We start from the raw sequence: 24,660 nt of genomic DNA on the forward strand, positions 1-24,660 counted from the left end.
ACGACTTCGGCCAACGGCACGCCGGGTGCGGACCTGCTACTGGAGGCTCCAGGCGATGCCGTCCAGGATGTCGTGCTCCGAGGCGACCACCGACGGCATGCCGGCCCGCTCCATGATCACGCGCAGCACCAGCGACCCCGCGCCGATCACGTCGGCCCGTCCGGGGTGCATCACCGGGATCTCCAGCCGCTGCGCGCTGGTCCGCGCGAGCAGGTCCGCGGTCACCCGCGCCACCTCCTCGTACGACACGCGGGCGTGGTGGATGCGCTCCGGGTCGTACCCCTGAAGGTTCTGGGCGATGGCGACCACGGTGGTGACCGAACCGGCGAGGCCGATCAGGGTGGCGGCCTCGCGGCCGGGCACCTGGGCGAGCGCCCGGTCCACGACGGCGGCGATGTCGGCCTCCGCCGCCGCGACCTCCTCCGGCGTCGGCGGGTCACCCGGCAGGTGCCGCTCCGTCATCCGGACGCAGCCGATGTCGACCGACACCGCCGACCGCACACCGCTCCGGTCACCGACCACGAACTCGGTCGAGCCGCCACCGATGTCGACGACGAGGAAGGGCTCCTCGGCGTCGGACGGCAGCCCGCGCACCGCCCCGGTGAACGACAGCCGGGCCTCCTCGTCGCCGCTCACCACCTCGGGCGCCACGCCCAGCGTCTGCTGCACCATCTCGGTGAAGTCCGCGGCGTTGGCGGCGTCCCGGGAGGCCGAGGTCGCGCACATGCGTACCCGCTGCGCGCCCAACTTCTCGATGTCGGCGGCGTAGGACGCCAGCGCCACACGGGTCCGTTCGATCGCCTCCGGCGCGAGCCGGCCGGTCCGGTCGACGCCCTGCCCCAGCCGGACGATCTCCATCCGCCGGGTCACGTCGGTCAGCGGGGCCTGCGGCCCGGCCGACTCCTCCGGCAGGTCGGCGACCAGTAGTCGGATCGAGTTGGTCCCGCAGTCGATGGCCGCCACACGCGTCGTCACCCGGCAACCCTACGACAGCCATCCGCCGGGGTCCCCTCGCGATCGGCGGGCCCGGGCCGGCCGGTCGCCGATGAGCGTGATGCCTGTGAGTCATCTTGATGCCGCACAGGCATCAGGCTCAGCAGAGTGCCCGCCCCCGACGGCTCGCCGCCGGGTCGCCACAGGCGCGCGCCGCTACAGGCGCAGCAGCATCCGGGTGTTGCCGAGCGTGTTCGGCTTGACCCGCTCGAGGTCCAGGAACTCCGCGACACCCTCGTCGTACGAGCGCAGAAGCTGCTCGTAGACCGGCTGCGGCACCGGCGCGCCGTCGATCTCCCGGAAGCCGAACGAGCCGAAGAACCGGGTCTCGAAGGTGAGCACGAAGATCCGCGCCACGCCCAGTGTGCGGGCCGCGTCGATCAGTTCGCTGACCAGCCGGTGCCCGATCCGCTGACCCCGGCAGGACGGGTCCACGGCCACCGTACGGATCTCGGCCAGGTCCTCCCACATGACGTGCAGCGCGCCGCACCCCACCACGACACCGTCGTCGGGCCGGACCGCCACCCGGAACTCCTGCACGTCCTCGTACAGGGTCACAGTGGCCTTGCTCAGCAACCGCCGGTCGTCGGTGTACGTGTCGACCAGCCGGCGGATGCCCCGCACATCCCGGGTGCGGGCGCGCCGCACCAGGATCTGCCCCTCGGCCTGTGCGGTCATTCGCTGTCGGGCACGTCCACGCAGGGGCCCGCCGTCCACCAGGGCTCGACCAGCGCCAACGTCTCGTCGCCGAACGGGTTCACGCCGGGGCCGGCACCCAGGGCGTGGCCGAGGTGCACGTGCAGGCACTTCACCCGCCCCGGCATTCCACCGGCGGAGATGCCGGCGATCTCCGGCACCTCGCCGATCGCGTCCCGGCGGGCGAGGTAGTCCTCGTGCGCCGCCCGGTAGTGGGCGGCCAGCTCCGGATCGGTCGCCAACCGGTCGGCCATCTCCCGCATCAGACCCGCCGACTCCAACCTGCTGCACGCCGCGGTCGCCCGGGGGCAGGTCAGGTAGAACAGCGTCGGGAACGGGGTGCCGTCGGCGAGGCGGGGCGTCGTCTCCACCACGTCGGGCAGGCCGCACGGGCAGCGGTGGGCCACCGCCCGGGTGCCCCGGGGCGGGCGGCCGAGCTGCGCGGCCACCGCGGCCAGGTCGGCCTCGGTCGCCGGTTCCCGCTGCGGCAGGGGTACGGAATCCGCCGCCGGCTCCGACGGGGGTACGACAGTCACGGTGCTCGTCTCTCCTGGTGTGCTGGTCGGTGGGTCACTTGCCCGGCTGCTGGCTGTCCGCCGCGCGCACGCTCGACCAGAGGGTGTCGTACCAGGTCGAAGGCCCTGCCGGGGCACCCGAACCGGCCGGCTTGCCGGCGTCGCGGGCCGCGCCCTCGGCGTCGTTCATGACCACCATCATCTTCTCGCCCGGCCGACCCATGAAGAACCGCTCCCGGGCCTGCGTCATCTTGTACTCGTCGTCCTGCCACTTGGCGGCCTCGGCGGCGAGCTCGGCGATCTCCCTCTCCTGCGCCGACTGGGCCGCCTCCATCCGCTCGATGTCGGCCTGCTGGTCCAGGTAGACCCGCACCGGATAGGTGTACGCCAGGGCGAGCGCGATCAGCACCGCGAAGAGCACCGTGGCGCGGCCGGTGAAGCGGCGGGGATGGGGTGCGGAGAGCCGCTTGACCGCGCCACCACCGGCGGCGGTACGTCGGGCGGCGGCCGGACGGCTCGCGGAGCGCACACCCTCGGCACCCCGGACCGCGCCCGGGGCCCGACCGGCGGCGCCACGCGGCTCGGCGCGTATGCCGGCGTCCCGGACCGACCCGCGGGTGGCCCGCCCGGCGCCCGGCCGGCCGGACTGACCCGGTCGGCGGGCGGGTCGTTGACCACCCGGTGTGCGGCGCTGCATCGTCACACCCCTCCCCCGAGGCTACGTCTGTCGCGTACGTCCGTCGGGAAGCCCCACCGCATGTGAGGCTTCCCGACAACCACACTCAGGCCGAACGGTAACGCGGGAACGCACCCGCGCCCGCGTAGCGCGCCGCGTCGGCCAGCTCCTCCTCGATGCGGAGCAGCTGGTTGTACTTGGCGACCCGGTCCGAGCGGGCCGGAGCGCCGGTCTTGATCTGACCGCAGCCGGTGGCGACCGCCAGGTCGGCGATGGTGGTGTCCTCGGTCTCGCCGGAGCGGTGGCTCATCATGCACTTGAAGCCGGCCCGGTGGGCCAGGTCCACCGCGTCCAGGGTCTCGGTCAGCGAACCGATCTGGTTGACCTTCACCAGGACGGCGTTGGCCGCCTTCTCGGCGATACCGCGGGCGATGCGCTGCGGGTTGGTCACGAACAGGTCGTCACCGACGATCTGCACCCGGTCGCCGATCGACGCGGTCAGGGTCTGCCAGCCGGACCAGTCGTCCTCCGCCAGCGGGTCCTCGATCGACACGATCGGGTACTCGTCGGCAAGCTTGGTGTAGTACGTGCTCATGTCCTCGGCGGACTTCGCGGCGCCCTCGAACGTGTAGGTGCCGTTGTCGAAGAACTCGGTGGCCGCTACGTCGAGCGCGAACACGATGTCGGTGCCGAGCCGGTAGCCGGCCTTCTCGACCGCCTCGGCGATCAGGTCCAGGGCGGCGGCGTTCGTGGGCAGGTTCGGCGCGAAGCCGCCCTCGTCACCCAGCCCGGTCGACAGGCCCTTCTTCTTCAGCACCGACTTCAGCGCGTGGTAGACCTCCGCGCCGGAGCGCAGCGCCTCGCGGAAGGTGGGCGCGCCGATCGGCGCGACCATGAACTCCTGGACGTCGACGTTGGAGTCGGCGTGCGCGCCACCGTTGAGGATGTTCATCATCGGCACCGGCAGCAGGTGCGCGTTCGGGCCACCCAGGTAGCGGAAGAGGCTCAGCTCCGCGCTGCTGGCGGCGGCCTTCGCCACCGCCAGGGAGACCCCGAGGATGGCGTTCGCGCCCAGCTCCGACTTGCTGTCGGTGCCGTCGATGTCGAGCATCTTCTGGTCGATGAGCCGCTGCTCGCTGGCCTCGTAGCCGATGAGCTGGTCGACGATCTTGTCTTCGACGTTGGAGACCGCCTTCTCCACGCCCTTGCCCTGGTAGCGGTCGGCGTCACCGTCGCGCAGCTCGATCGCCTCGAACGCGCCGGTGGAGGCGCCGGAGGGCACCGCGGCGCGAGCCACCGTGCCGTCGTCCAGGCCGATCTCGACCTCGACCGTCGGGTTGCCCCGCGAGTCGAGAATCTCCCGGGCGACGATTCCCTCGATGGTTGCCACTGAGTCGCTCCTCGTTGTTGTGATCCGGTCCGTGGGTGGGCCGCGACGGTGCGGCTGAGGCAGGTGTTGAACGCAGCGTATCGGGCGGCGAGATCGGGCACGGCGTCGCCCGCGCCCCCGAGTAGCCCCGCGATGACGGACATTCCCGGATTTCCGGGAGTCAACCGGCAACGGGTTTGCGCTGCGCCGACTAGATCCACCAGGCTGGTCGCCATGCCCGCCGCCACGACCACCCTCCGCATGCTCGCCGTGTCGGTCATCGCGTCGCTCACGGTCACCGGCTGTCAGAATTTTGAGGACGCCGGCCGCGCCATGGGGCGCTCGGATCTCGTCAACGACCTCGCCGCGCGCCTCGACCGGGCGCTGGAGTTGACCTACACGGCCGACTACCAACTGCCCGGCGGTCAGACCGCCGCGATCGTGCAGGCGCAGGACCCGGCCCGCTCCGCGTACACCTACCCGGGTGGGCGGCTCACCGTCACTCCCGACGCCGTCACCCGCTGCACAGCGACCGACGGCCGGACGGCGTGCACGCTCGTCGCGCCACCCACCCCCGGCAGCAAGCCCACCGTGGCGCTGTTCACCGAGGCGAACCAGCAGGGTCTCGTCACCCCGCCGGTGGTGGTCGGCCTGCTGACCGCCGCCGCCCTCGACCCACAGGCGGTGATCAAGCAGAGCGACACCACAGTCGCGGGGCACCACGCCGCCTGCGTCGAGGTGCAGCGTTCGGACGGCGACTTCAGCGCCTGCGTCACCACCGAGGGCGTGCTCGGCAGCTTCCTCGGCTCGGTCGACGGCAAACCGATGGAGCTGGCGTTGAGCGACTATTCCGAGACGGTCGAGAAGGACGCGTTCGACCCGCCCGCCGGAGCAGGCGTGGTGGACAACCGCCCCGGCGGCTCCTGAGGCATCCGGAGCCCGGCAGTCCCCCGCGCCCGCACCGCGCACGCCCGCACGCCCGCACCGCGCACGCCCGCACGCCCGCACGCCCGCAGCGCTCAAGATCCGCGCAACTTCGGGGTAGTTGCTGCCTCCGGCGGGTCGGAAGCAGCAACATCAGGGAAGTTGCGCGGATCTTGGCGGGTGCGCGTGGGTGGGAGTCAGACGCCGAGCAGGGTGCGCAGGTGTCGTGGGGGCGGGCAGTCGTGGGCGAGCATCGCGTCGTGCCAGTCGCGTGCCGACACGCCCTCCGGACGGGCGGCGGCGATCTCGGCCACCTCGCTGTACCCGACGAAGTACGTGGAGAGCTGCGTCGAGGTGAGCAGGGACCGGCGCCACTTGCCGGCCGCCTCGCCCTCCTCCTGGAAGCCGCGACCGGTCATCAACGCCATCGCCTCGGCCTCGGGCAGCTCCTCGGCGTGCACCAACTGGTCGAGCAGCGCGTTGATGGTCATGCGGAGCTGCATCTTGAGCTGCTGCAACCGCACCGGCAGACCGCCGAAGCCGAGACCGGCCATCAGCTCCTCGGCGTACACCGCCCAACCCTCGACGAACGGGCCGGAACGGGCCAGCGCCCGCACCCGCGTACCGCCGACGTGACGTCGGGCGTGGGCGAGCTGGAGGAAGTGGCCGGGCATCGCCTCGTGCACGGTCAGGTTGCGGACCATGTGGTCGTTGTACTCGCGGTAGAAGGAGTCCACGCGCTGCACCGACCACTCCGCCGGGGTGGGCGCGATGCAGTAGAACGTCGGCACCGCCGCGGTCTCCAACGGGCCGGGCGAGTCGCAGTACGCGACCGCCACGCCCCGCGCGAACTCCGGCATCTCCTGGATCACGCATCGGTCGTCGACAAGGGTGACCAGGTCGTGCAGCCGGACGAAGTCGGTCGCCTCGTCGAGCGTCACACCGGCCAGCTCGACGATCGTCGAGTCGTCCGGATGTTCGGCGGCGAGCACGTCCAACGCCCGGCGTACCGTCTCGTCGTCGGCTGGACCACCGACCAGCTCGACGGCCGCCGCGCGGATCTCCTCGGTGACCCGGTCCAGGTTGGCCCAGGCCCGACGCTGGATCTCGGCGGCTCCCAGCTCGGTGTCGAGGGTGTGCCAGAGCCGCGCCTCCCAGCGGCGGCGGCCCAGGCGCGGGTCACGGCCGGGACCGCTGTCGGCGGCCAGCCGAGTTCGCAGCCACGCGACGAACTCGTCGAGCGCGGCGATGGCGGCGGTGGCCGCCGGCTCGACCTTCCCGAGGCTGCCCGGCGCCTGCGCGATCAGCCCCGGCAGCTCGTCGCGGATGAGCGCGGCCGTGCCGGTGAACTGCCCGACCGCCGTCTCGGCGTGGATCCGCGGCATGTCGCGCAGCGTCGCGCGGGCGGTGGCGAGGGCATCCGGTACGGCGGCGAGCCGGCCGGCCACCTGCGTCAACCGGACCTCGGCCGGGGCGTACGAGCGGGCCAGCAGCGGGTGCAGCAGCGGGCCGGGGTTGTGGTGCAGCGGGTCCCACTCGTGCGACCGGATCTCGGTCAGCTCGAACAGCTCCCGGTCGACGAAGGAGGTGAGCAGCGCGTGGTCGACCTGCTCGTCGACGTCCAGCGAGTCGGGGTCCAGTTCGGACAGCGCGTTCGCCGCGTCGGTGAGCATCACCCGGTCGGCGGCCAGCGCGTCGGCGGACAGATCGGGAAGCCGGTCGTCGAACCGGTGATCCCCTGCCGAGGTGGCGACCCCCGGCCGAGTCTCCAGCAGTGCCTCGACAACCCGCTCGGCCAGCACTCCAAACTCTTCCACCCGGCAACCCTACCGACCGCCCCGCGCCCCTTCCGTTGATCATGAAGTTGTTGCCCGCCGTGTCGGCATGTCATGGCAACAACTTCATGATCAGCGCGGTGGGGTGGGTGGGGGTTCGGCGGCGCGGATGGTTTCGGCGTGGGTTAGGGTCGCGCGGCGGAGGGCTGCCTCCGGGTCCAGGCCGGCCTTGCGGGCTTCCGTCACCAGGGCCAGGAGGGTTGCGCCCAGCTTCGCCTCCTCGTCCACCTCGGTGTCGGGCGGTGCGAGCGGGACGGTCAGGCCCACACGGGCGGCGCGGTCGAGGATCTGCGCGGCCAGGGACAGGGCGGGTTGGCTGAGCGCCACGCCGTCCAGCACGGAGTCACGCGCCTTCTCAACTCGCTTGATCCGCTCCCAGTTGGCGGTGATCTCCTCCAGGGTGCCCGCCTCCGCACCGGCGAAGACGTGCGGGTTGCGCCGGATCATCTTGTCGACCAGGCCACCGGCCACGTCGTCGATGCTCCACCGCTCACCCTCCGGCAACTCCTCGGCCAGCCGCGCGTGCAACACCACCTGGAGCAGGACGTCGCCCAACTCCTCACGGAGCGCGTCGGTGTCGTCGGCCTTGATCGCGTCGTACGCCTCGTAGCTCTCCTCCAGCAGGTAACCCGCGAGGCTACGGTGCGTCTGCGCCCGCTTCCACGGGTCGCCGCCCGGCGAGGCCAGCCGGTCCAGCACGGCCACCGCGTCGAGCAGCCGGGCCCCCGGCGGGTCCCACGAGCCGTACATCAGCTCCATCTCGGCCAGCCCCGGCTCCCGGGCCAGCCGCAGACCCAACTCCCGGGCCACCGACTCGTCGCCGGCCGGGCCGGCCAACCAGACCGCCGTGCCGTGCGCCGCCACCGTCTCCAGCAGCGCCTGCGTGGCCGGGCCGTCGACGACGGTCACCTCGCCGCCCGCGTGACGCACGGCCGTCGCCAACTCGCTCTCCGCACCGGCCAGAACCGGATACCGGCGTACGACGTCCCAGGCGGCCGAGGTCAGCAGGCCGGCCGGCAGCCGCGGTGACGTGACCAGCAGGACGATCCGTGCCGTCATGCTCAGCTGGCCGTGCCCTCGGTGTCGGGGTTGGGGCTCGACGGCGACGCGTCCGGGGTCGAGATGTCGGTGACCGGCCCCTCCTCGTTGATGAACGGCAGCGAGTAGAAGATGACCGACTGACCGCTGCTCACCAGCGAGGGCACGCCCACCTCCCGGTAACGGGGGTTGATCGAGACGTCGGCCCGGTCCGCCTCGTCCTCCAGGGCGACACTGAGCGCGGTGGCGCTGCCGACGAAGGCTCCCTCGCCGAACTTCTGGCGGACCTCGGCCACCTGCAGCCCACCCTGGATCGCCCCGACCTTGGCCAGCGCCTGGTAGACGGCCATCACCGACGCGTCGCTCACCTCGGCCGGCGGGAGCTGCTGGTTGAACGCCTGAAGCAGGTCGACCCACTCACCCCAGAGCTTGGTGTACTCGGTGGTGGCCGGCACCCGCAGGCTCTGCTCCAACTGCTGCGGGCTGACCTCGTCGGGCACCTGGATGTTCTTGGCCTTCGCCACCCGCTTGCCCAGCTCCAGGCTGACCAGCAGGTTCACCACGTCCTGCCGGGTGACGGGCGACCGCAACTGCTCGGGCGAGGGCGTCGCGGCAGTCTGACCGGCCGCCTGACGGACCACGTCGCCGTACTTCGTCTGCACCTCGTCGTAGATCCCGTCGACCCGGTCGAGCGAATAGCTCGTGTCACCGACGTACGCGGCGACGTCCGGCGCGGACCTCTCGCACGCGGCGAGGGAGAGGACACCCAGAGCCGCGACGCTGGCGGCGGCGATCACACGGCGAGCACGCATGCCCGTCACTCTCTCATGCCCTCCTGGTGGCTGTGACGGCCCCCACCTCACCACGCGGTCGGCGTGCCACGTCAGGCGGTCGCGGCCGCCAGCGGGGCGGGGGCGCCCAGCACGTCGGAGAGCAGTTGCGCGCACCATTCGAGCAGCGCCTGGTCGCGCAGCGGTTCGCCACCGATCCGGCGGGTGCTCGGCCGGGGCACGCTGACCTGGTCGTTGGCCTGCTTGTAGACGGCGTCCGGGTGGTAGCGCTTGAGCCGCAACTGCTTCGAGTCCGGCAGCGGCAGCGGCCCGAACCGCACGTGCTTGCCCTGCATGGACACGTCACTGAGGCCGTACCGGCGGGCCAGCAGGCGGAACCGCGCCACCGCCACCAGGTTCTGCACCGGGGCGGGCGGCTCGCCGTACCGGTCGGTCATCTCGGCGACGACCTCCCCCAGACGGGCCTCGTCGCGCGCCTCGGCGAGCTTGCGGTACATCTCCAGACGCAGCCGCTCCACGCTCACGTAGTCGTGCGGCAGGTGCGCGTCGATCGGCAGGTCGATCTTGACGTCGGCCTCCTCCTCCGGACGCTCACCCTTGAACGCGGAGACAGCCTCGCCGACCATGCGCACGTACAGGTCGAAGCCCACGCCCTCGATGTGGCCGGACTGCTCGCCGCCGAGCAGGTTGCCCGCGCCGCGGATCTCCAGGTCCTTCATCGCGACGTACATGCCCGCGCCCAGCTCGGTGTGCTGGGCGATGGTCGCCAGCCGCTCGTGTGCGTGCTCGGTGAGCGGCTTCTCCGGCGGGTAGAGGAAGTACGCGTACGCCCGCTCGCGGCCCCGGCCGACCCGACCACGGATCTGGTGCAGCTGGGCCAGGCCGAGCAGGTCGGCCCGCTCGACGATCAGGGTGTTGGCGTTCGGGATGTCGATGCCGGACTCCACGATGGTCGTGCAGACCAGGACGTCGAACTCCTTCTCCCAGAAGCCGACCATGACCTTCTCCAGGGCCTCCTCGCCCATCTGGCCATGTGCCACGGCGACCCGCGCCTCGGGCACCAGCTCGCGCAGCCGCCGCGCGGCCCGGTCGATCGACTCGACCCGGTTGTGCAGGTAGAAGACCTGCCCGTCGCGCAGCAGCTCGCGGTGGATGGAGGCGGCGACCTGCCGGTCGTCCTGCGCGCCCACGAAGGTGAGCACCGGGTGCCGCTCCTCCGGCGGGGTGGCGATGGTGGACATCTCCCGGATGCCGGTGATGGCCATCTCCAGGGTGCGCGGGATCGGGGTGGCCGACATGCTCAGCACGTCCACCGACGCGCGCAGCGTCTTCAGGTGCTCCTTGTGCTCGACACCGAAGCGCTGCTCCTCGTCGACGATGACCAGACCCAACTGCTTGAACCGGGTCGCCGTCTGCAGGAGCCGGTGCGTGCCGATGACGATGTCGACGGTGCCGTCGGCGACCATCTCCAACGTCCGCTCGGTCTCCTTGGGAGTCTGGAAGCGGGAGAGCTGCCGGATCTGCACCGGGAACTGGCTCATCCGCTCGGCGAACGTGTTGTAGTGCTGCTGCACCAGCAGGGTCGTCGGCACGAGCACCGCCACCTGCTTGCCGTCCTGCACCGCCTTGAACGCCGCCCGGACCGCGATCTCCGTCTTGCCGTAGCCGACGTCGCCACAGATCAGCCGGTCCATCGGGACGGTCTGCTCCATGTCCCGCTTGACCTCGTCGATCGCGGCGAGCTGGTCGGGCGTCTCCTGCCACGGGAAGGCGTCCTCCAACTCCCGCTGCCACGGGGTGTCCGGGCCGAACGAGTGGCCCTTGGACGCCTTGCGCGCTGCGTAGAGCTGGATGAGCTGCGCGGCGATCTCCCGGACCGCCTTGCGCGCCCGAGCCTTGGACTTCTGCCAGTCCGAGCCGCCCATCTTGTGCAGGGTCGGCTGCTCACCGCCGACATAACGGGAGAGCTGGTCGAGCTGGTCGGTCGGCACGAACAGCCGGTCGCCGGGCTGGCCGCGCTTGCTGGCCGCGTACTCGATGACCAGGTATTCCCTGCTGGCGCCGTTGACGGTGCGCTGCACCAGCTCGACGTACCGGCCGATGCCGTGCTGCTCGTGCACCACGAAGTCGCCGGCCTTGAGCTCCAACGGGTCGATGGTGTTGCGTCGGCGGCTCGGCATCTTGCGCATGTCCCGCGTCGAGGTGCCCCGGCCACCGGTGACGTCGTTGCCGGTCAGCAGCACGAAACGGGACGCCTCGTCGACGAAGCCGGCGCTGAGCGCACCACAGGTGACCACCAGCTCGCCGGGGGTGGGCGCGGTCGGCACCTCCTCGGTGAGCCGGGCGCCCAGCCCGGCGTCGCGCAGCACCTCCACCGCCCGCTGGGCAGGGCCGTGCCCCTCGAAGACCAGCGCGATCGACCAGCCCTCGCCGGCCCAACGCTTGAGGTCGTCGACCACCCGCGCGGTCTCACCGTGGTAGAGCGGGGCCGGCTGGGCGGAGAGAGTCACCGCGATGGCGTCGTCCGGGGTGACGCTGGCCTGCTCGGGCGCGTCCTCCCAGGGCTGCCGCGCGGCCGTCCCGGTCGTCTCGGCCTCGACGAGACCGAAGGGGGACAGCGTCCACCAGGGCTGGCCGAGCGCGCCGGCGGTGGCGCGTACCTCGGCAAGGGTGCGGAAGGCGGCGGCGCCGACGTCCACCGGGGCTTGGCCGCCCACGGCGGCGGCGGCCCAGCTGGCCTGCAAAAATTCCTCAGAGGTACGCACCAGATCGTGCGCCCGGGTGCGGATGCGCTCCGGGTCGCAGAGCAGCACGTGGGTGCCGGCCGGCATCGCGTCCAGCAGCAACTCCAGCGAGTCGGGGCCGACCAGCACCGGGGCCAGCGACTCCATCCCCTCCACCGGGATGCCCTCGGCCAGCTTGTCCAGGATCTCGGCCAACTCGGGGTGCTGCTCGGCGAGCGCGGCGGCCCGCTCACGGACCTCGGGGGTGAGTAGCAGCTCGCGGCAGGGCGGCGCCCACAGCAGCGGCACCTGCTCGATGGTGCGCTGGTCGGCGACGGCGAAGGTGCGGATCTCCTCCACCTCGTCGCCCCAGAACTCGACCCGGGACGGGTGCTCGTCGGTGGGCGGGAAGACGTCCAGGATGCCGCCGCGCACCGCGAACTCGCCGCGCTTGGTGACCAGGTCGACCCGGGCGTACGCCATGTCGGTGAGCCGGCGGGCGACCTCCTCCAGGTCCGCCTCCTCGCCGGCGGCGAGCTGCACCGGCTCCAGGTCACCCAGACCCTTGAGCTGCGGTTGCAGCAGCGACCGGACCGGGGCGACCACCACCCGCAGCGGCCCGGTCCGGCCGTGCGCGTCGGCCGACCCGGGGTGCGCGAGGCGGCGCAGGACAGCCAGCCGTCGACCTACCGTGTCCGAGCGTGGGGACAGCCGCTCGTGCGGCAACGTCTCCCAGGAGGGGAAGACCACCACCTGCTCCGGAGGCAGCAGCCCACCCAGCGCGGCGGCCAGGTCGTCGGCCTCACGGGAGGTGGCGGTCACGGCCAGTACCGGTCGCCCGGCGCCCTCGGTGTCGGCAGCGACAGCCGCCACAGCGAACGGGCGCAGCGCGGCAGGAGCGGTGATGTCGAGGCCGTCGACCTGGGCAGCACCGGAGCGCGCCAGGTCACGCGCCCGGGCCAGCCCGGGATCGGCCAGGGCGGCGGAGAACAGACCGGTGAGCAAGGGAAACCTTCCAGGGGAGTGGACGCACACGAGCGCGGCCCCTCGTCCAGCCGGACGGGGGGTGCACGCCGTCAAGCCTATCCCCGTCCACCGACACCCACCCCGTTCCGCCCAGGTCCCGCGCGCCCCGCACCCCCGCGCGCCCCGCACCCCCGCGCGCCCCGCACCCCCGCGCGCCCCGCACCCCCGCGCGCCCCGCGCCGCCAAGATCCGCACAACTTCACGGAAATTGCTGTCTCCGGCGCGGCTGAGGCAGCAACTTCCCTGTTGTTGCGCGGATCTTGGCCGGGCCGGGCCGGGCCGGGACGAGGCGGGACGGGCGGGGACGAGGCGGGACGGGACGAGGCGGGACGGGACGAGGCGGGACGGGCCGGGACGAGGCGGGCCGGGACGAGGCGGGCCGGGACAGCAGGAGGCGGGGTCGCGCGTCCCCACCCGCGTCGCACGGCCGCGCGCGGTACTGCCCGATCCCGCCATGATCGCGCTTGATCCAGGATCTAGTGGCTTGTCGACGCCGCGAGGCCACTACATCCTGGATCGAGCGCGATCATGGGAAGCCCAGCGCACGGATCTTGACCAGGGCGGGGAGCCGTGGTCGAGTGCGGGATGGGTGAGCAGGCGGGGATGGGTGAGCAGTGGCGGGCGCAGTTTGACGCGCAGGTGAGCTTCGCCAACGGAGGCGGCCTGCGCACCGAGGGGTTCCGGCTGGACGTCCCGGGGCAGGAGATCACCGACGACGACCTCGCCGCGCTCTTCGTCCGGCACCTCGGGCTGCTCATGGTCGCCGAGGTCCGGATCAGCGCCAAGACGATGATCCGAGAGCCGCACAAGGGCGGTCGCGCCGTCGCCACGGCCGGCGGCGGTCGTCGGCTGGTCGAGTTGAGCCATGTGATCAGCGACGGCATGGGCACCCTGCCCGGGTGGCCGGGGCCGCGGATCACCGACTGGCTGACGTACGCGGCGTCCCGGGAGCGGTACGCGCCGGGCACCGAGTTCCACGTGGCCCGGATCGACATGATCGCCAACACCGGCACGTACGTGGACACCCCCGCGCACCGCTGGGCGGGCCGGGAGGATCTGACCGGGGTGTCGCTGGACCGCCTCGCCGACCTGCCCGGGGTGGTGGTGCGGGTGCCGGCCGACACCCGGGCCGTGGATCGGCTGATGCTGGCGCCGTACGAGGTGGCCGGGCGCGCGGTACTGCTGCACAGCGGGTGGGACGCGCACTTCGGCACCGCGCGGTACGGCGCTCCGGAGGCGCCGTACCTGAGCGAGGACGGCGCCCAGGCGCTTGTCGACGCCGGGGCGGCCCTGGTCGGCATCGACTCGATCAACATCGACGACATGGGCCCGGCGTCGGCGGGCGTACGCCCTGCGCACAGCATCCTGCTCGCCGCCGGCATCCCGGTGGTGGAGCATCTGACCGGCCTCGACGCGCTGCCGCCGACCGGGTTCCGGTTCACCGCGGCCCCGCCGATGGTGGCCGGTATGGGTACCTTCCCGGTCCGCGCCTTCGCCGTCGTGGAGGGCGCGGCGGCCTGACGGGCGATGGGGGTGCCGTACGCGGGTCGTACGGCACCCCCACGGGCACGGGTCCTCACCGGGGCTTCGGGCCTCCCCGAACAGGCCCGCGTGCTCCGGTCCGGCCGCCTCCGGTGGGGCGGCAACCGCACCGACGTGAACCATCGTCGCGGCGCGGGCTTGAACAGGTCTTGAGGAAGCCGGTCGGGCGGTGGCCAGGGTCGGACGACCGCCGGTGGAAACGCCGCATTCAGGGCAAACAGCGCCCTAGGCTGGACTGGTGGACGAGGCGCCGGAGGTCCGGGTACGCGACCAGCTCCCCCGTACGATCGGCCTGCTGCTCGGCACCCTCGCGCTGGCCGTCGCGTTCATCGCCGCGTATGTCGGCGCGCTGCACCAGCCCCACCCCCGCGACGTGCCGGTCGGCGTGGCGACCGGCGACCAGGCCGCACGCACGGTCCTGGCCGCCGTCCGCGATCGGACCGACAAGATCAAAGCCATCGAGTACGCCGACCCGGGCGCCGCCGAGGATGCCCTGACGAGCCGCGCGGTGTACGGGGTGCTCGGCTCCACCCCCGACGGCGGCCTCGTCCTGACCACCGCCAGCGCCAGCGCGCCGGCCGCCACCGACGTGGTCATCCAGGTGCTCACCACCGCCGCCGAGCAGGCCCGCCTGCCACTGCGGGTGACCGACGACGTGCCGGTCGCCGACACCGATCCCCGTGGTCTGGTTCCGTTCTACCTGGCGATCGGGTACGTCCTCGGCGGGTACCTGGCCTCGACCGCGCTCGGCATCTCGGTCGGCACCACCCCGCGCACCCTGCGTCGCGCGGGCCTGCGGATCGGGGCGCTCGCCGTCTACAGCGTGGTGCTCGGCATCGCCGGCGCGGTGATCGTCGGCCCGGTGCTGGACGTCTGGCACCACGACCTGCCGGCCGTCGCCGGCACCGGCATGCTGGCCGCCTTCGCCGCCGCGATGGTGGCCGCCGCCGTACAGGGATGGTTGGGCGTGCTCGGCACCGGACTGGTCATCCTGCTGCTGGTGGTGCTCGGCAATCCCGGCTCCGGCGGCATCTACGCACCGGAGTTCCTGCCCACCTGGCTGCGCGGCATGCACCGGTGGAACGTGCCCGGCCTGGCCACCGACCTGATCAAGTCGGCGGTGTACTTCGACCGGCGCTCGATCGGCTGGCCGCTGACCGGACTGGTGCTGTGGGCGGTGCTCGCCCTGGTGGCCCTGCTCGCCGCGACAGTGGTGCGGGGAGGTCGGGCAACCGCCCGCGCAAGACCCTGAGGTGATCTCCGGGGTGTTCCGTCTCACGGCGCGGCATGTGGAGAGCCCCTCCTGCGGAACGGCCAGACGCGGATACCATCCAGGGAGTCGGACAGCGCTGTCCTTCGTACTCACGTAAGGAGCGCATCGTGACCGACCAGCACGACCACGACGGCCCGGACGCCGCGCTGCGCGCTGACATCCGCCGGCTCGGCACCCTCCTCGGCCAGACCCTGGCCCGCCAGGAGGGTCGCCCACTGCTCGACCTCGTCGAGGAGATCCGCGCCCAGGTACGCACCGACGTCCCGGCCGCCGCCCAGCGGCTCGGCGGGCTCGATGTGACGACCGGCACCAAGCTGGCTCGCGCCTTCTCCACCTACTTCCACCTGGCCAACATCACCGAGCAGGTGCACCGCGCCCGGGATCTGCGCCGTCGCCGCGCCGTGCAGGGCGGCTGGCTGGACCAGGCGGCCAAGATGATCGCCGAACGCGGCGTACCGGCCGAGGAGATTGCCGCCGCCGCTCGCCGGCTGGCGGTCCGGCCGGTCTTCACCGCCCACCCGACCGAGGCCGCTCGCCGCTCGATCCTGTCGAAGCTGCGGGCCATCGCCGACGAACTGGACACCGAGACCGCCAACGCGATCCTCTACGGCGCGAGCGACGAGGGCCCGGCCAACCGCCGGCTGGCCGAGTTGCTGGACCTCATGTGGCAGACCGACGAGCTGCGACTGGACCGGCCGGATCCGACCGACGAGGCGCGTAACGCCATCTACTACCTGCGCGACCTGTACGCCGAGGCCGCCCCGCAGGTGCTCGACGACCTGGCCGACACGCTGCGCGCCCTCGGCGTGGAGACGTCGCCGACGGCCCGCCCGCTGAGTTTCGGCACCTGGATCGGCGGCGACCGGGACGGCAACCCGTTCGTCACCCCGGCGGTCACCCGCGAGGTGCTGACCATCCAGCACGAGCACGGCATCGCCGCCACCGAGAAGGCGATGGACCACCTGATCAACGAGGTCTCGGTCTCGCGCCGGCTGCGTGGGGTGTCCCTGGACCTCTCCGCCAGCCTCGCCGCCGACCTCGACGCGCTGCCCGAGGTGGCGCCCCGGTTCCGTCGGGTCAACGCCGAGGAGCCCTACCGGCTCAAGGCGCGCTGTGTGAAGGCGAAGCTCGCCAATACCCGCCAGCGGCTGCGCCAGGGCACCGCCCACGTCCCGGGTCGGGACTACCGCGGTTCCGCCGAGCTGATCGCCGACCTGGACCTGCTGCGCGCGTCGCTGGCCCGTAACTCGGGGCAGCTCACGGCCGTCGGCCGGCTGGCCTCCACCATCCGGACGATGTCCGCGTTCGGCCTGCACCTGGCGACCCTGGACGTCCGGGAGCACGCCGAGGCGCACCACGCCGTCCTCGCCCAGCTCTACGAGGCGGTCGGCGAGGTGTCCGACTACCCGTCGTTGAGCCGGCTGGAACGCACCAAGCTGCTCGCCGACGAGCTGACCGGCCGCCGGCCGCTGTCCACCGCGGACACCCCGCTCTCCGAGCTGTCCCGCAAGACGTTCGACGTGTTCAGCACGATCCGGGAGGCGCAGGACCGGTTCGGCGGCGAGGTCATCGAGTCGTACATCATCTCGATGACCCTGGGCGTCGACGACGTCCTCGCCGCCGTGGTGCTCGCCCGCGAGGCCGGGCTGGTCGACGTGCACAGCGGCCGGGCCCGCATCGGTTTCGTGCCGCTCCTGGAGACCCCGGGCGAGCTGAACGCCGGCGGCGAGATCCTCGACGAGCTGCTGTCGCTGCCCGCGTACCGGGCGCTGGTCGCGGCCCGCGGCGACGTGCAGGAGGTCATGCTCGGCTACTCCGACTCCAACAAGGAGGCCGGGATCACCACCAGCCAGTGGTCGATCCACCGGGCGCAGCGCGCGTTGCGTGACGTGGCCGCCCGGCACGGCGTACACCTGCGGCTCTTCCACGGCCGGGGCGGCACGGTCGGGCGCGGCGGCGGCCCGACGCACGAGGCGATCCTGGCGCAGCCGTACGGCACCATGGACGGCGCGATCAAGGTGACCGAGCAGGGTGAGGTGATCTCCGACAAGTACACCCTGCCCTCACTGGCCCGGGAGAACCTGGAGCTCACCCTCGCCGCGGTGCTCCAGGCGACGCTTCTGCACACCGCACCCCGGCAGCCGGCCGAGATGTTGGAGCGCTGGGACGCGACGATGGACGTGGTGTCCGAGTCGGCGTTCCGGTCGTACCGGTCGCTCGTCGAGGACCCGGACCTGCCGGCGTACTTCTGGGCGTCCACGCCCACCGAGCTGCTCGGCGCGCTCAACATCGGCTCGCGTCCGGCGAAGCGCCCGAACACCGGCGCCGGGCTGTCCGGGCTGCGGGCCATCCCGTGGGTGTTCGGCTGGACGCAGACCCGGCAGATCGTGCCGGGCTGGTTCGGCGTCGGCTCCGGCCTGGCCGCCGCCCGCGAGGCCGGGTTGGCGGACGTGCTGGCCGAGATGCACCGCAACTGGCACTTCTTCCGCACGTTCCTGTCGAACGTCGAGATGATGCTGACCAAGACCGACCTCAGCATCGCCCGCCGGTACGTCGAGACCCTCGTGCCGAAGAAGCTGCACCCGATCTTCGAGCAGATCGAGCAGGAGTACGAGCTGACCAAACGTGAGGTGCTGGCGGTGACCGCCTCGCCGGCCCTGCTGGAGAACTCTCCGGTGCTCCAGCGCACCCTGGCCGTGCGCGACACCTACCTGGAGCCGCTGCACCACCTCCAGGTGGCGCTGCTGCGCCAGTACCGGGAGTCCGGGGCGGCGGGCCGGGCGGTCGCCACCGCACCGGGTGGGCGACGCGCTCCCAGCGACGGCACCGCTCTGGAGCGGGCGCTGCTCACCACCGTGAACGGCATCGCCGCCGGCATGCGCAACACCGGCTGACCAGACAGCACGGCAACGGGCCCCGGTCGAGTCGACCGGGGCCCGTTTTCGCAATGGTGGTCAGCGGTGTGCGCCCGTTACGAGCGGGTGCCCGGCCGTCGTGTCGTCACCAGTCGCCGCCGCCGAAATCGCCACCACCGAAGTCGCCGCCGCCGAAGTCACCGCCACCGAAACCCCCGCCGCCGAAGTCGCCGCCGGCATAGTCACCGCCGCCGCCGAAGTCACCCGCCTGGTCGCCGCCACCGAAGTCGCCGCCCTGGTCGCCGTAGTCGCCGCCCTGGTCGCCGTAGTCGCCGCCCTGGTCGCCGGCGTCGGCACCCTGGTCGTCGGTGTAGTCGGCACCGTCGCCGAAGCCCTCCTGGTAGCCCTGGTCATAGCCGTACCCGGGATCGGCGAAGGCCGGCGAGAACAGCGCGTCGGCGATCAGCATGCCGCCGAGCACACCGGCGCCCGCGCCGAGCGCGGTCTTCCACCACGGCGTCGAGTACCAACCGGCCGGCACTGGCCGGCCCTGGTACCGCCCACCCGGGTAGTAGTAGGGCGTCTCCCGACCCGGCTGCGGGCCCGCCCGGAAGGTCTGGCCCTGCACGTCGACCTCGCGCTCCTTGGTGAGCTGCCCGACGCCCCGCGCGGCGGCGAGCGCCGGCAACTCGGGGCCGGGGTCGATGCCCAGCGCGGTCCGCGCCGCCCGGATGTACGCCAACCCCTCCAGCGCGGTCTCCCGGGCGAGCGCGAACTGGTGCGGCGTACGCGCCTGCTCCAACTGGGAACCGGCCGCGTTGTAGCGCTCCCCCGCGTCGGCCAGCGCCTGCCGGACGGCGGGCTCCTCGCCGTGCAGGGTCATCAACTGGCCGCCGAGGCGCTCGTACCACCGTTGGGCGTCGGCGCGGGCGTCACCGAGCGCGGCGCTCCGCTGGGCCTTGGCCCGGGAGTAGGCGAGCACGGCGGCACCCACCACGCCGGCGAGGATGACCGCGAGGCACAGCACAGCTTCCATGTCAACGAACGTACCCCCGGGTGTCACGTCGTACCCGTCTGGCAAGCTCCGGTGATGGACGTCTCGACGTTGCTGGTGGTGGTCGTCTGCCTCGGTGCCGGCGGGGCGGTGGGCTGGCTCGCGGCCCGGTCCCGGTCGGCGGCCGACATCGCCCGACTGGACGCCACCCTGACCGCGACCCGCGAGGGCGAGGGGCGGCTCGAGCAGTCCATGCGGGCGTTGAGCTACGAGGCCACGGCCCAGTCGCAGGAGGCGGTGGCCCGTGCCGTGGCGCCACTGCACGACAGCCTGCGCCGTTACGAGCAGCGGGTGGCCGAGCTGGAACACGACCGCGTCGACGCGTACGCCGAGCTGCGCGAGCAGGTCCGCTCGATGAACGCGGTCTCCGGTGAGCTGCGCACCGAGACCAAGCATCTGGTGGCCGCGCTGCGCGCCCCGCAGGTGCGGGGTCGCTGGGGCGAACACCAACTGCGCCGCATCGTCGAGGCCGCCGGGATGCTGGAGCACTGCGACTTCTCCGAACAGGTGACCGCCGCCACCGACGAGCAGGTCGTCCGCCCGGATCTGGTGGTACGCCTGCACGGCGGCCGGTCGGTGGTGGTGGACGCGAAGGCGCCCTTCGACGCGTACCTCACCGCCATGGAGGCCCGCGACGAGCGTGGCCGGGACACCTACCTCGATGCGCACGCCCGGCACCTGCGGGGGCACGTCGACGCCCTGGCCGCCAAGTCGTACTGGTCGGCGTTCGACAGCTCGCCCGAGTTCGTGGTGCTGTTCGTCCCGGCCGACCCGTTCCTCGACGTCGCGCTCCAACGCGACCCGACGCTGCTGGAGCACGCGTTCGCCCGCAACGTGGTGCTGGCCACACCGGCCACCCTGGTCGCGCTGCTGCGCACGGTCGCCTACTCGTGGCGGCAGGAGGCGCTGGCCCGTAACGCGCTGGCGGTGCACACCCTCGCCCGGGAGCTGTACGGCCGGCTCTCCACCCTCGGCGACCACGTGAGCAAGCTCGGGTCGTCGCTGGCCGGCGCGGTGACCGCCTACAACCGGGCGGTCGGGTCGTTGGAGGCGCGGGTGCTGGTCAGCGCGCGCAAGCTCGCCGAGTTGGGCGTCTCGGACGAGGAGCTGGCGGCCCCCGCCCAGGTCGAGCTGACCCCGCGCCAGCCGCAGGCACCGGAACTGCTCGACGACGCCGGCGCGGGCCACTGACTAGCGGCGGTTGGCATCCTCCACGAGGAACGGGATGCCCTGCTGGCAGGTGGTCATCGTGCCCTTCTCCACCCGACCGGTGACGGTGACCCGGGCACCGGGGGTCAGCACGTCGCGGGGGCCGCCCACCAGCAGGTACTCGTCGAGGAGCACGCAGTTCGGCTCCACCCCGGCGGTGATCGTGCCGGTGATTTCGGTGGCGCCGATCGGCGGCGGGACGCTGGGCCCGCCCGGCGACTTGATCGGCGGGGCGGGACTGCTCGGCGAGGCGGAGGCGGGCTGCCCGGTCGTCTCCGCGGGCGCGCCGGGGGTGGCGGAGCCGTCAGTCCCACCGCAGGCGCTCAGCGCCGCGCAGATGACCAGAGCGGGTACGACAAACCGAAGTGTCCTCATGTCGCCTTCGACGTACGGGAGGGGCGCGGCGTTCCCACCGAGCCGGAGCTGGGCGTTGTCAGCCGCGAGTCGCGGCGGCCTTCATGTCCCGCTTGAGCTCCTGCGGGAGCGAGAAGGTGAGCCGCTCGTTGGCGGTGGTGATCTCCTCGACGTCGGCGAAGCCGCGCTCGGCCAGGTGCGCCAGCACGTCGCGGACCAGGTCCTCCGGGACACTCGCGCCGGAGGACACGCCGACCGTCCGGGCGTCGACCAGCCAGGCGTCCTCGATCTCGTGGGCGAAGTCGATCAGGTGCCCCGCGCGTGCTCCGGCATCCAGGGCGACCTCGACCAGCCGGACCGAGTTGGAGGAGTTCGTCGAGCCGACGACGATCACGACGTCGCACTCCGGGGCGATCTCCTTGACCACGTGCTGCCGGTTGGACGTGGCGTAGCAGATGTCGTCGCTGGGCGGGGACTGGAGCAGCGGCAGCCGCTGCTTGAGGCGGGCGACCGTCTCCAGGGTCTCGTCCACCGAGAGCGTGGTCTGGGAGAGCCAGACCACCTTCTCCGGGTCGCGCACGGTCACCTTGTCGACGCCGTCCGGACCGTCCACGAGCTGGATGTGCGCGGGTGCCTCACCGGCGGTGCCGATGACCTCCTCGTGCCCCTCGTGACCGATCAGCAGGATGTCGTAGTCGTCGGCGGCGAACCGCTTCGCCTCCTGGTGCACCTTGGTGACCAGTGGGCAGGTCGCGTCGATGGCCTTGAGCGAACGCTCCCGCGCCTGCTCGTAGACCTCGGGTGCCACGCCGTGCGCGGAGAAGATCACGGTCGAGCCCTCCGGCACCTCCTCGTTCTCCTCCACGAAGATCGCGCCCTGGGCCTCCAGGGTCTGCACGACATGCTTGTTGTGCACGATCTGCTTGCGGACGTAGATCGGGGCGCCGTACAGCTTCAGCGCCTCCTCGACGGTCTGCACGGCGCGGTCCACACCCGCGCAGTAGCCGCGAGGCTTGGCCAAAAGCACGCGCTTACCGCTCCGGAGATCAGTCACTCCCCCATCGTACGTGCTCGCCCCCGACCCACCACCGTCCACAACCTGGGCCCCGCTCCAGCTCGTCGATCATGAAGTTGTTGCCACGACACGCCGCCAGCCAGCGCAATAACTTCATGATCAACGGGGGTCAGCGGGGGTGGTCGTAGGGTGGGCGGGTGGGTGTTGGTGGTGGGGGCAGTGGTGGGGGCGGCGAGGGTAGGAGCAGCGCGGAGGAACCTTGGCCGGTTCGGGTTGTCTCGCAGAAGGTCGGGGCGTGGATCGCCAAGCTGGGCTGGGTGTGGGTGGACGGGCAGGTGGCGCAGATCAGCCGCCGTCCCGGTGCCACCACGGTTTTCCTGACCCTGCGTGATCCGTCCGCCGACCTGAGCCTGACCGTCACCACCAACCGTGACGTGCTCGACGCGGGCGCACCGGAGCTGCGCGAGGGCGCCCGGGTGGTGCTGCACGCCAAGCCGGAGTTCTACGCCGCCCGGGGCACGTTGAGCCTGCGGGCCGACGAGATCCGGCAGGTGGGGCTCGGCGAGCTGCTGGCCCGGTTGGAGAAGCTCAAGAAACTGCTCGCCGCCGAGGGCCTGTTCGACCGGGCCCGCAAGCGCCGGCTGCCGTTCCTTCCCGGCCGGATCGGGCTGATCACCGGCCGGGCGTCCGCCGCCGAGCGGGACGTGCTGACCAATGCCCGTCGGCGCTGGCCAGCCGTGGAGTTCCGGACGGTCAACGTCGCCGTGCAGGGGCCGTCCGCCGTACCGCAGATCGTGGACGCCCTCAAGGTCCTGGACGCGGACCCGACCATCGACGTGATCATCATCGCCCGGGGCGGTGGGGGCATCGAGGATCTGCTGCCCTTCTCCGACGAGGCGCTCTGTCGGGCCGTCTTCGCCTGCCGTACCCCGGTGGTCAGCGCGATCGGCCACGAGACGGACGCGCCGCTGATCGACTACGTCGCCGACCTGCGGGCCTCCACCCCGACCGACGCGGCCAAGCGGGTGGTTCCCGACCTCACCGAGGAGGTACGCCTCATCGGCCAGGCCCGGCACCGACTCCAGCGGGCGGTCCGCCACCTGGTCGACCGCGAGTCCCACCGCCTCGACAGCCTGCGGTCCCGGCCCGTGCTGGCCCGCCCCCAGGTGATGGTGGAGCACCGCGCGACCGAGTTGGCGGCGCTGCGTCAACGCGCCAGCCGCTGCCTGGACCACCGTCTCGCGGCCGCCGACGACGATCTGCGACACACCCTCGCCCGGCTGCGCGCCCTCTCCCCCGCCGCGACGTTGGACCGGGGGTACGCGATCGTGCAACGCGCCGACGGGCACGTCGTCCGCGCGGCGACCGAGGTGGGCAAGGGCGATCCGCTACGGGTACGCCTCGCCGAGGGCGAACTGGCCGCGACTGTCGACGGGGACGTGGCGACGCGGTGACGTCGACCGGGGTGTGCTGAGATGGACGCGATGACTGACGACACGAAGGCCGGGCCGGACGAGCGGCTCAGCTACGAGCAGGCCCGCGCCGAACTGGCCTCGGTGGTCGAGCGGCTGGAAGCCGGTGGCACGTCCCTGGAGGAGTCGCTGGCGCTCTGGGAGCGCGGCGAGGCGCTGGCGGTGATCTGCCAACGCTGGCTGGACGGCGCCCGGGAGCGGATCGACGCCGCCCGCCAGGACCCCTCAGCCTGATCGCGGGCCGCAGGTGTCGCCGCCGAGCCCGGCGGCGACATCACGACGGCCGCCGGGACCGGCACCGTCGGTGGGGCGACGGGAGCCACCCCACCGACGTACGGCGGTCAGTTGAACAGGCTGTACAGCTCGGCCGGCGCCTCGACGACCTGGTCCGCCGGGGGCTTCTGGGCCGCGGTGGCGGTGCCGTAGTCGGAGTACGTCATCTTGATCTCCTGAGCCGTGGTCTGGCCGGAGGCCGGGAGTTGCAGCACCAGTTCGCTCAGCCGGCCCTGCGGGTCGACCTTCGCGGTGAACGGGACCGTCTTCGCCTGGGTGCCGAGCGCGGCGATCGTGGCGGCGTTCAACGAGCCCGCCTCGGCGGCCTTGGTGACGTCGATGGTGCCGGCGTACGTGCCGGTGCCGGTGCTGCGGACCTCGGTGATGCCCTGGGTCAGCACGGTGCTGCCGGCCGGGTCGACCTTGTCGAAGTCGAAGCCGAGGTTCTTGTTGCCCTTGATGCGGGCCTGGTCGAGGTGCTGGTACTTGCCGAGGTTGAGCTGCTTGATCGCGGGCAGGCTGTCGGCCGTGGGGCCGGTCAGTTCCAGCTTCACCCAGCTGTCCGGCTTGGCGTGGATCACGTCAAGCTTCATGGCCAGGTCGGAGGAGGGACCACCGATGGCGAACTTCAGAGCGGCGCTCTGACTCGGCTGGTGCACCTGCCCCTCGGCGGTGGACCCGGCGCCGGAGAGGGTGAACCGGAAGTTGCCGTTGCTGATCTCCTTGGTGGAGTCGAGCAGGGCCTGCTTGGCGTCACCGGACACCGGCGCACCGCCGGACTGGCTCGGCGCGCCGGACGCGCTCACCGTCGGGGACGCGGTCGACCCGGCGGTGCCGGTCGTACCGCCGGCGCAGGCGGCCAGGGCGGGCGTGAACAGGGCGGCGGCTACCAGGCCGGCACCGAGTCGTCGAACAGTCATGCGTGTCTCCCATGGGGGTCACCCGACGACCTTGTCGGCGCCGGAAACCGGGCGACGCGGCAGCCCTTCGGCCACGTCGCGCGATCCGGGCCGAGCGGCACGCCCGG

General features: G+C 72.3%; 20 protein-coding genes. 7 read left to right on the top strand and 13 right to left on the bottom strand.

Going from position 1 to position 24,660, the window contains the following annotated elements:
- Positions 1-36 precede the first annotated feature (36 nt).
- The 5 genes from ABZV06_RS15935 to eno form a co-directional block, all read right to left on the bottom strand.
- The gene (locus ABZV06_RS15935; RefSeq protein ID WP_355239821.1) at positions 37-963 is read right to left on the bottom strand and encodes a Ppx/GppA phosphatase family protein; all 927 of its coding nucleotides are present in this window, start codon (positions 961-963) and stop codon (positions 37-39) included.
- 186 nt (positions 964-1,149) lie between these two features.
- A complete protein-coding gene (locus tag ABZV06_RS15940) occupies positions 1,150-1,671 on the bottom strand; it encodes an amino-acid N-acetyltransferase (RefSeq protein WP_355239520.1) in 522 nt (173 codons plus the stop codon).
- On the bottom strand, positions 1,668-2,225 hold the full coding sequence (locus tag ABZV06_RS15945) for a DUF501 domain-containing protein (protein ID WP_355239517.1): 558 nt from the start codon (positions 2,223-2,225) through the stop codon (positions 1,668-1,670). Before ABZV06_RS15945 ends, ABZV06_RS15940 begins: the two co-directional genes overlap by 4 nt.
- A 34-nt stretch (positions 2,226-2,259) precedes the next feature.
- Positions 2,260-2,901, bottom strand: coding sequence for a septum formation initiator family protein (locus ABZV06_RS15950; RefSeq protein ID WP_355622031.1), 642 nt, complete (start codon positions 2,899-2,901; stop codon positions 2,260-2,262).
- A gap of 85 nt (positions 2,902-2,986) precedes the next feature.
- Positions 2,987-4,270, bottom strand: coding sequence for a phosphopyruvate hydratase (gene eno, locus ABZV06_RS15955; RefSeq protein WP_355239512.1), 1,284 nt, complete (start codon positions 4,268-4,270; stop codon positions 2,987-2,989).
- Between the two features lie 213 nt (positions 4,271-4,483).
- On the opposite strand from eno, the gene ABZV06_RS15960 reads away from it, so the two are divergent.
- Positions 4,484-5,176 carry a hypothetical protein gene (locus ABZV06_RS15960; protein ID WP_355622034.1) on the top strand — a complete coding sequence of 231 codons (693 nt, stop codon included), beginning with the start codon at positions 4,484-4,486 and terminating at the stop codon, positions 5,174-5,176.
- A gap of 194 nt (positions 5,177-5,370) precedes the next feature.
- Here the strand turns inward: ABZV06_RS15960 and ABZV06_RS15965 are convergent, their stop codons facing one another.
- The 4 genes from ABZV06_RS15965 to mfd form a co-directional block, all read right to left on the bottom strand.
- Positions 5,371-6,990 carry a DUF885 domain-containing protein gene (locus ABZV06_RS15965; protein WP_355622037.1) on the bottom strand — a complete coding sequence of 540 codons (1,620 nt, stop codon included), beginning with the start codon at positions 6,988-6,990 and terminating at the stop codon, positions 5,371-5,373.
- 90 nt (positions 6,991-7,080) lie between these two features.
- The gene (locus ABZV06_RS15970) at positions 7,081-8,067 is read right to left on the bottom strand and encodes a nucleoside triphosphate pyrophosphohydrolase (protein WP_355622040.1); all 987 of its coding nucleotides are present in this window, start codon (positions 8,065-8,067) and stop codon (positions 7,081-7,083) included.
- 2 nt (positions 8,068-8,069) lie between these two features.
- Positions 8,070-8,858, bottom strand: coding sequence for a hypothetical protein (locus ABZV06_RS15975; RefSeq protein WP_355239500.1), 789 nt, complete (start codon positions 8,856-8,858; stop codon positions 8,070-8,072).
- 71 nt (positions 8,859-8,929) lie between these two features.
- Complete coding sequence (gene mfd, locus ABZV06_RS15980; RefSeq protein ID WP_355622042.1) at positions 8,930-12,565, bottom strand: transcription-repair coupling factor; 3,636 nt, start codon at positions 12,563-12,565, stop codon at positions 8,930-8,932.
- A 606-nt stretch (positions 12,566-13,171) separates the two neighbouring features.
- On the opposite strand from mfd, the gene ABZV06_RS15985 reads away from it, so the two are divergent.
- The 3 genes from ABZV06_RS15985 (at position 13,172) to ppc (ending at position 18,295) form a co-directional block, all read left to right on the top strand.
- Positions 13,172-14,107 (top strand): cyclase family protein, encoded by a 936-nt coding sequence (locus tag ABZV06_RS15985; protein ID WP_355622045.1) that lies wholly within the window; start codon positions 13,172-13,174, stop codon positions 14,105-14,107.
- A gap of 259 nt (positions 14,108-14,366) precedes the next feature.
- Entirely contained in the window at positions 14,367-15,380 is a 1,014-nt protein-coding gene (locus ABZV06_RS15990; RefSeq protein ID WP_355622048.1) for a hypothetical protein, read from the top strand.
- 128 nt (positions 15,381-15,508) lie between these two features.
- Positions 15,509-18,295: a phosphoenolpyruvate carboxylase gene (gene ppc / locus ABZV06_RS15995; protein ID WP_355622051.1), complete on the top strand. Its 2,787-nt coding sequence runs from the start codon at positions 15,509-15,511 to the stop codon at positions 18,293-18,295.
- 106 nt (positions 18,296-18,401) lie between these two features.
- On the opposite strand, the gene ABZV06_RS16000 is transcribed toward ppc, so the two are convergent.
- Positions 18,402-19,292, bottom strand: coding sequence for a hypothetical protein (locus tag ABZV06_RS16000; RefSeq protein ID WP_355622054.1), 891 nt, complete (start codon positions 19,290-19,292; stop codon positions 18,402-18,404).
- Between the two features lie 54 nt (positions 19,293-19,346).
- Between ABZV06_RS16000 and ABZV06_RS16005 the strand changes: the two genes are divergently transcribed.
- Complete coding sequence (locus ABZV06_RS16005) at positions 19,347-20,501, top strand: DNA recombination protein RmuC (protein ID WP_355622057.1); 1,155 nt, start codon at positions 19,347-19,349, stop codon at positions 20,499-20,501.
- On the opposite strand, the gene ABZV06_RS16010 is transcribed toward ABZV06_RS16005, so the two are convergent.
- On the bottom strand, positions 20,502-20,894 hold the full coding sequence (locus ABZV06_RS16010; RefSeq protein ID WP_355239480.1) for a hypothetical protein: 393 nt from the start codon (positions 20,892-20,894) through the stop codon (positions 20,502-20,504).
- 58 nt (positions 20,895-20,952) lie between these two features.
- Positions 20,953-21,927: a 4-hydroxy-3-methylbut-2-enyl diphosphate reductase gene (locus ABZV06_RS16015; RefSeq protein WP_355622060.1), complete on the bottom strand. Its 975-nt coding sequence runs from the start codon at positions 21,925-21,927 to the stop codon at positions 20,953-20,955.
- Between the two features lie 158 nt (positions 21,928-22,085).
- Here ABZV06_RS16015 and xseA point away from each other — a divergent pair, with 158 nt between their 5' ends.
- Together xseA and ABZV06_RS16025 are read left to right on the top strand one after the other, a co-directional pair.
- On the top strand, positions 22,086-23,342 hold the full coding sequence (xseA, locus tag ABZV06_RS16020) for an exodeoxyribonuclease VII large subunit (protein ID WP_355239475.1): 1,257 nt from the start codon (positions 22,086-22,088) through the stop codon (positions 23,340-23,342).
- 30 nt (positions 23,343-23,372) lie between these two features.
- Complete coding sequence (locus tag ABZV06_RS16025) at positions 23,373-23,594, top strand: exodeoxyribonuclease VII small subunit (RefSeq protein ID WP_355239472.1); 222 nt, start codon at positions 23,373-23,375, stop codon at positions 23,592-23,594.
- A gap of 107 nt (positions 23,595-23,701) precedes the next feature.
- Here the strand turns inward: ABZV06_RS16025 and ABZV06_RS16030 are convergent, their stop codons facing one another.
- Positions 23,702-24,553, bottom strand: coding sequence for a hypothetical protein (locus ABZV06_RS16030; RefSeq protein ID WP_355239469.1), 852 nt, complete (start codon positions 24,551-24,553; stop codon positions 23,702-23,704).
- Positions 24,554-24,660: the final 107 nt, after the last annotated feature.

The sequence above is a fragment of the Micromonospora sp. NPDC005172 genome (genome assembly GCF_040608555.1).
In the GTDB taxonomy this organism is placed as follows: domain Bacteria; phylum Actinomycetota; class Actinomycetes; order Mycobacteriales; family Micromonosporaceae; genus Micromonospora.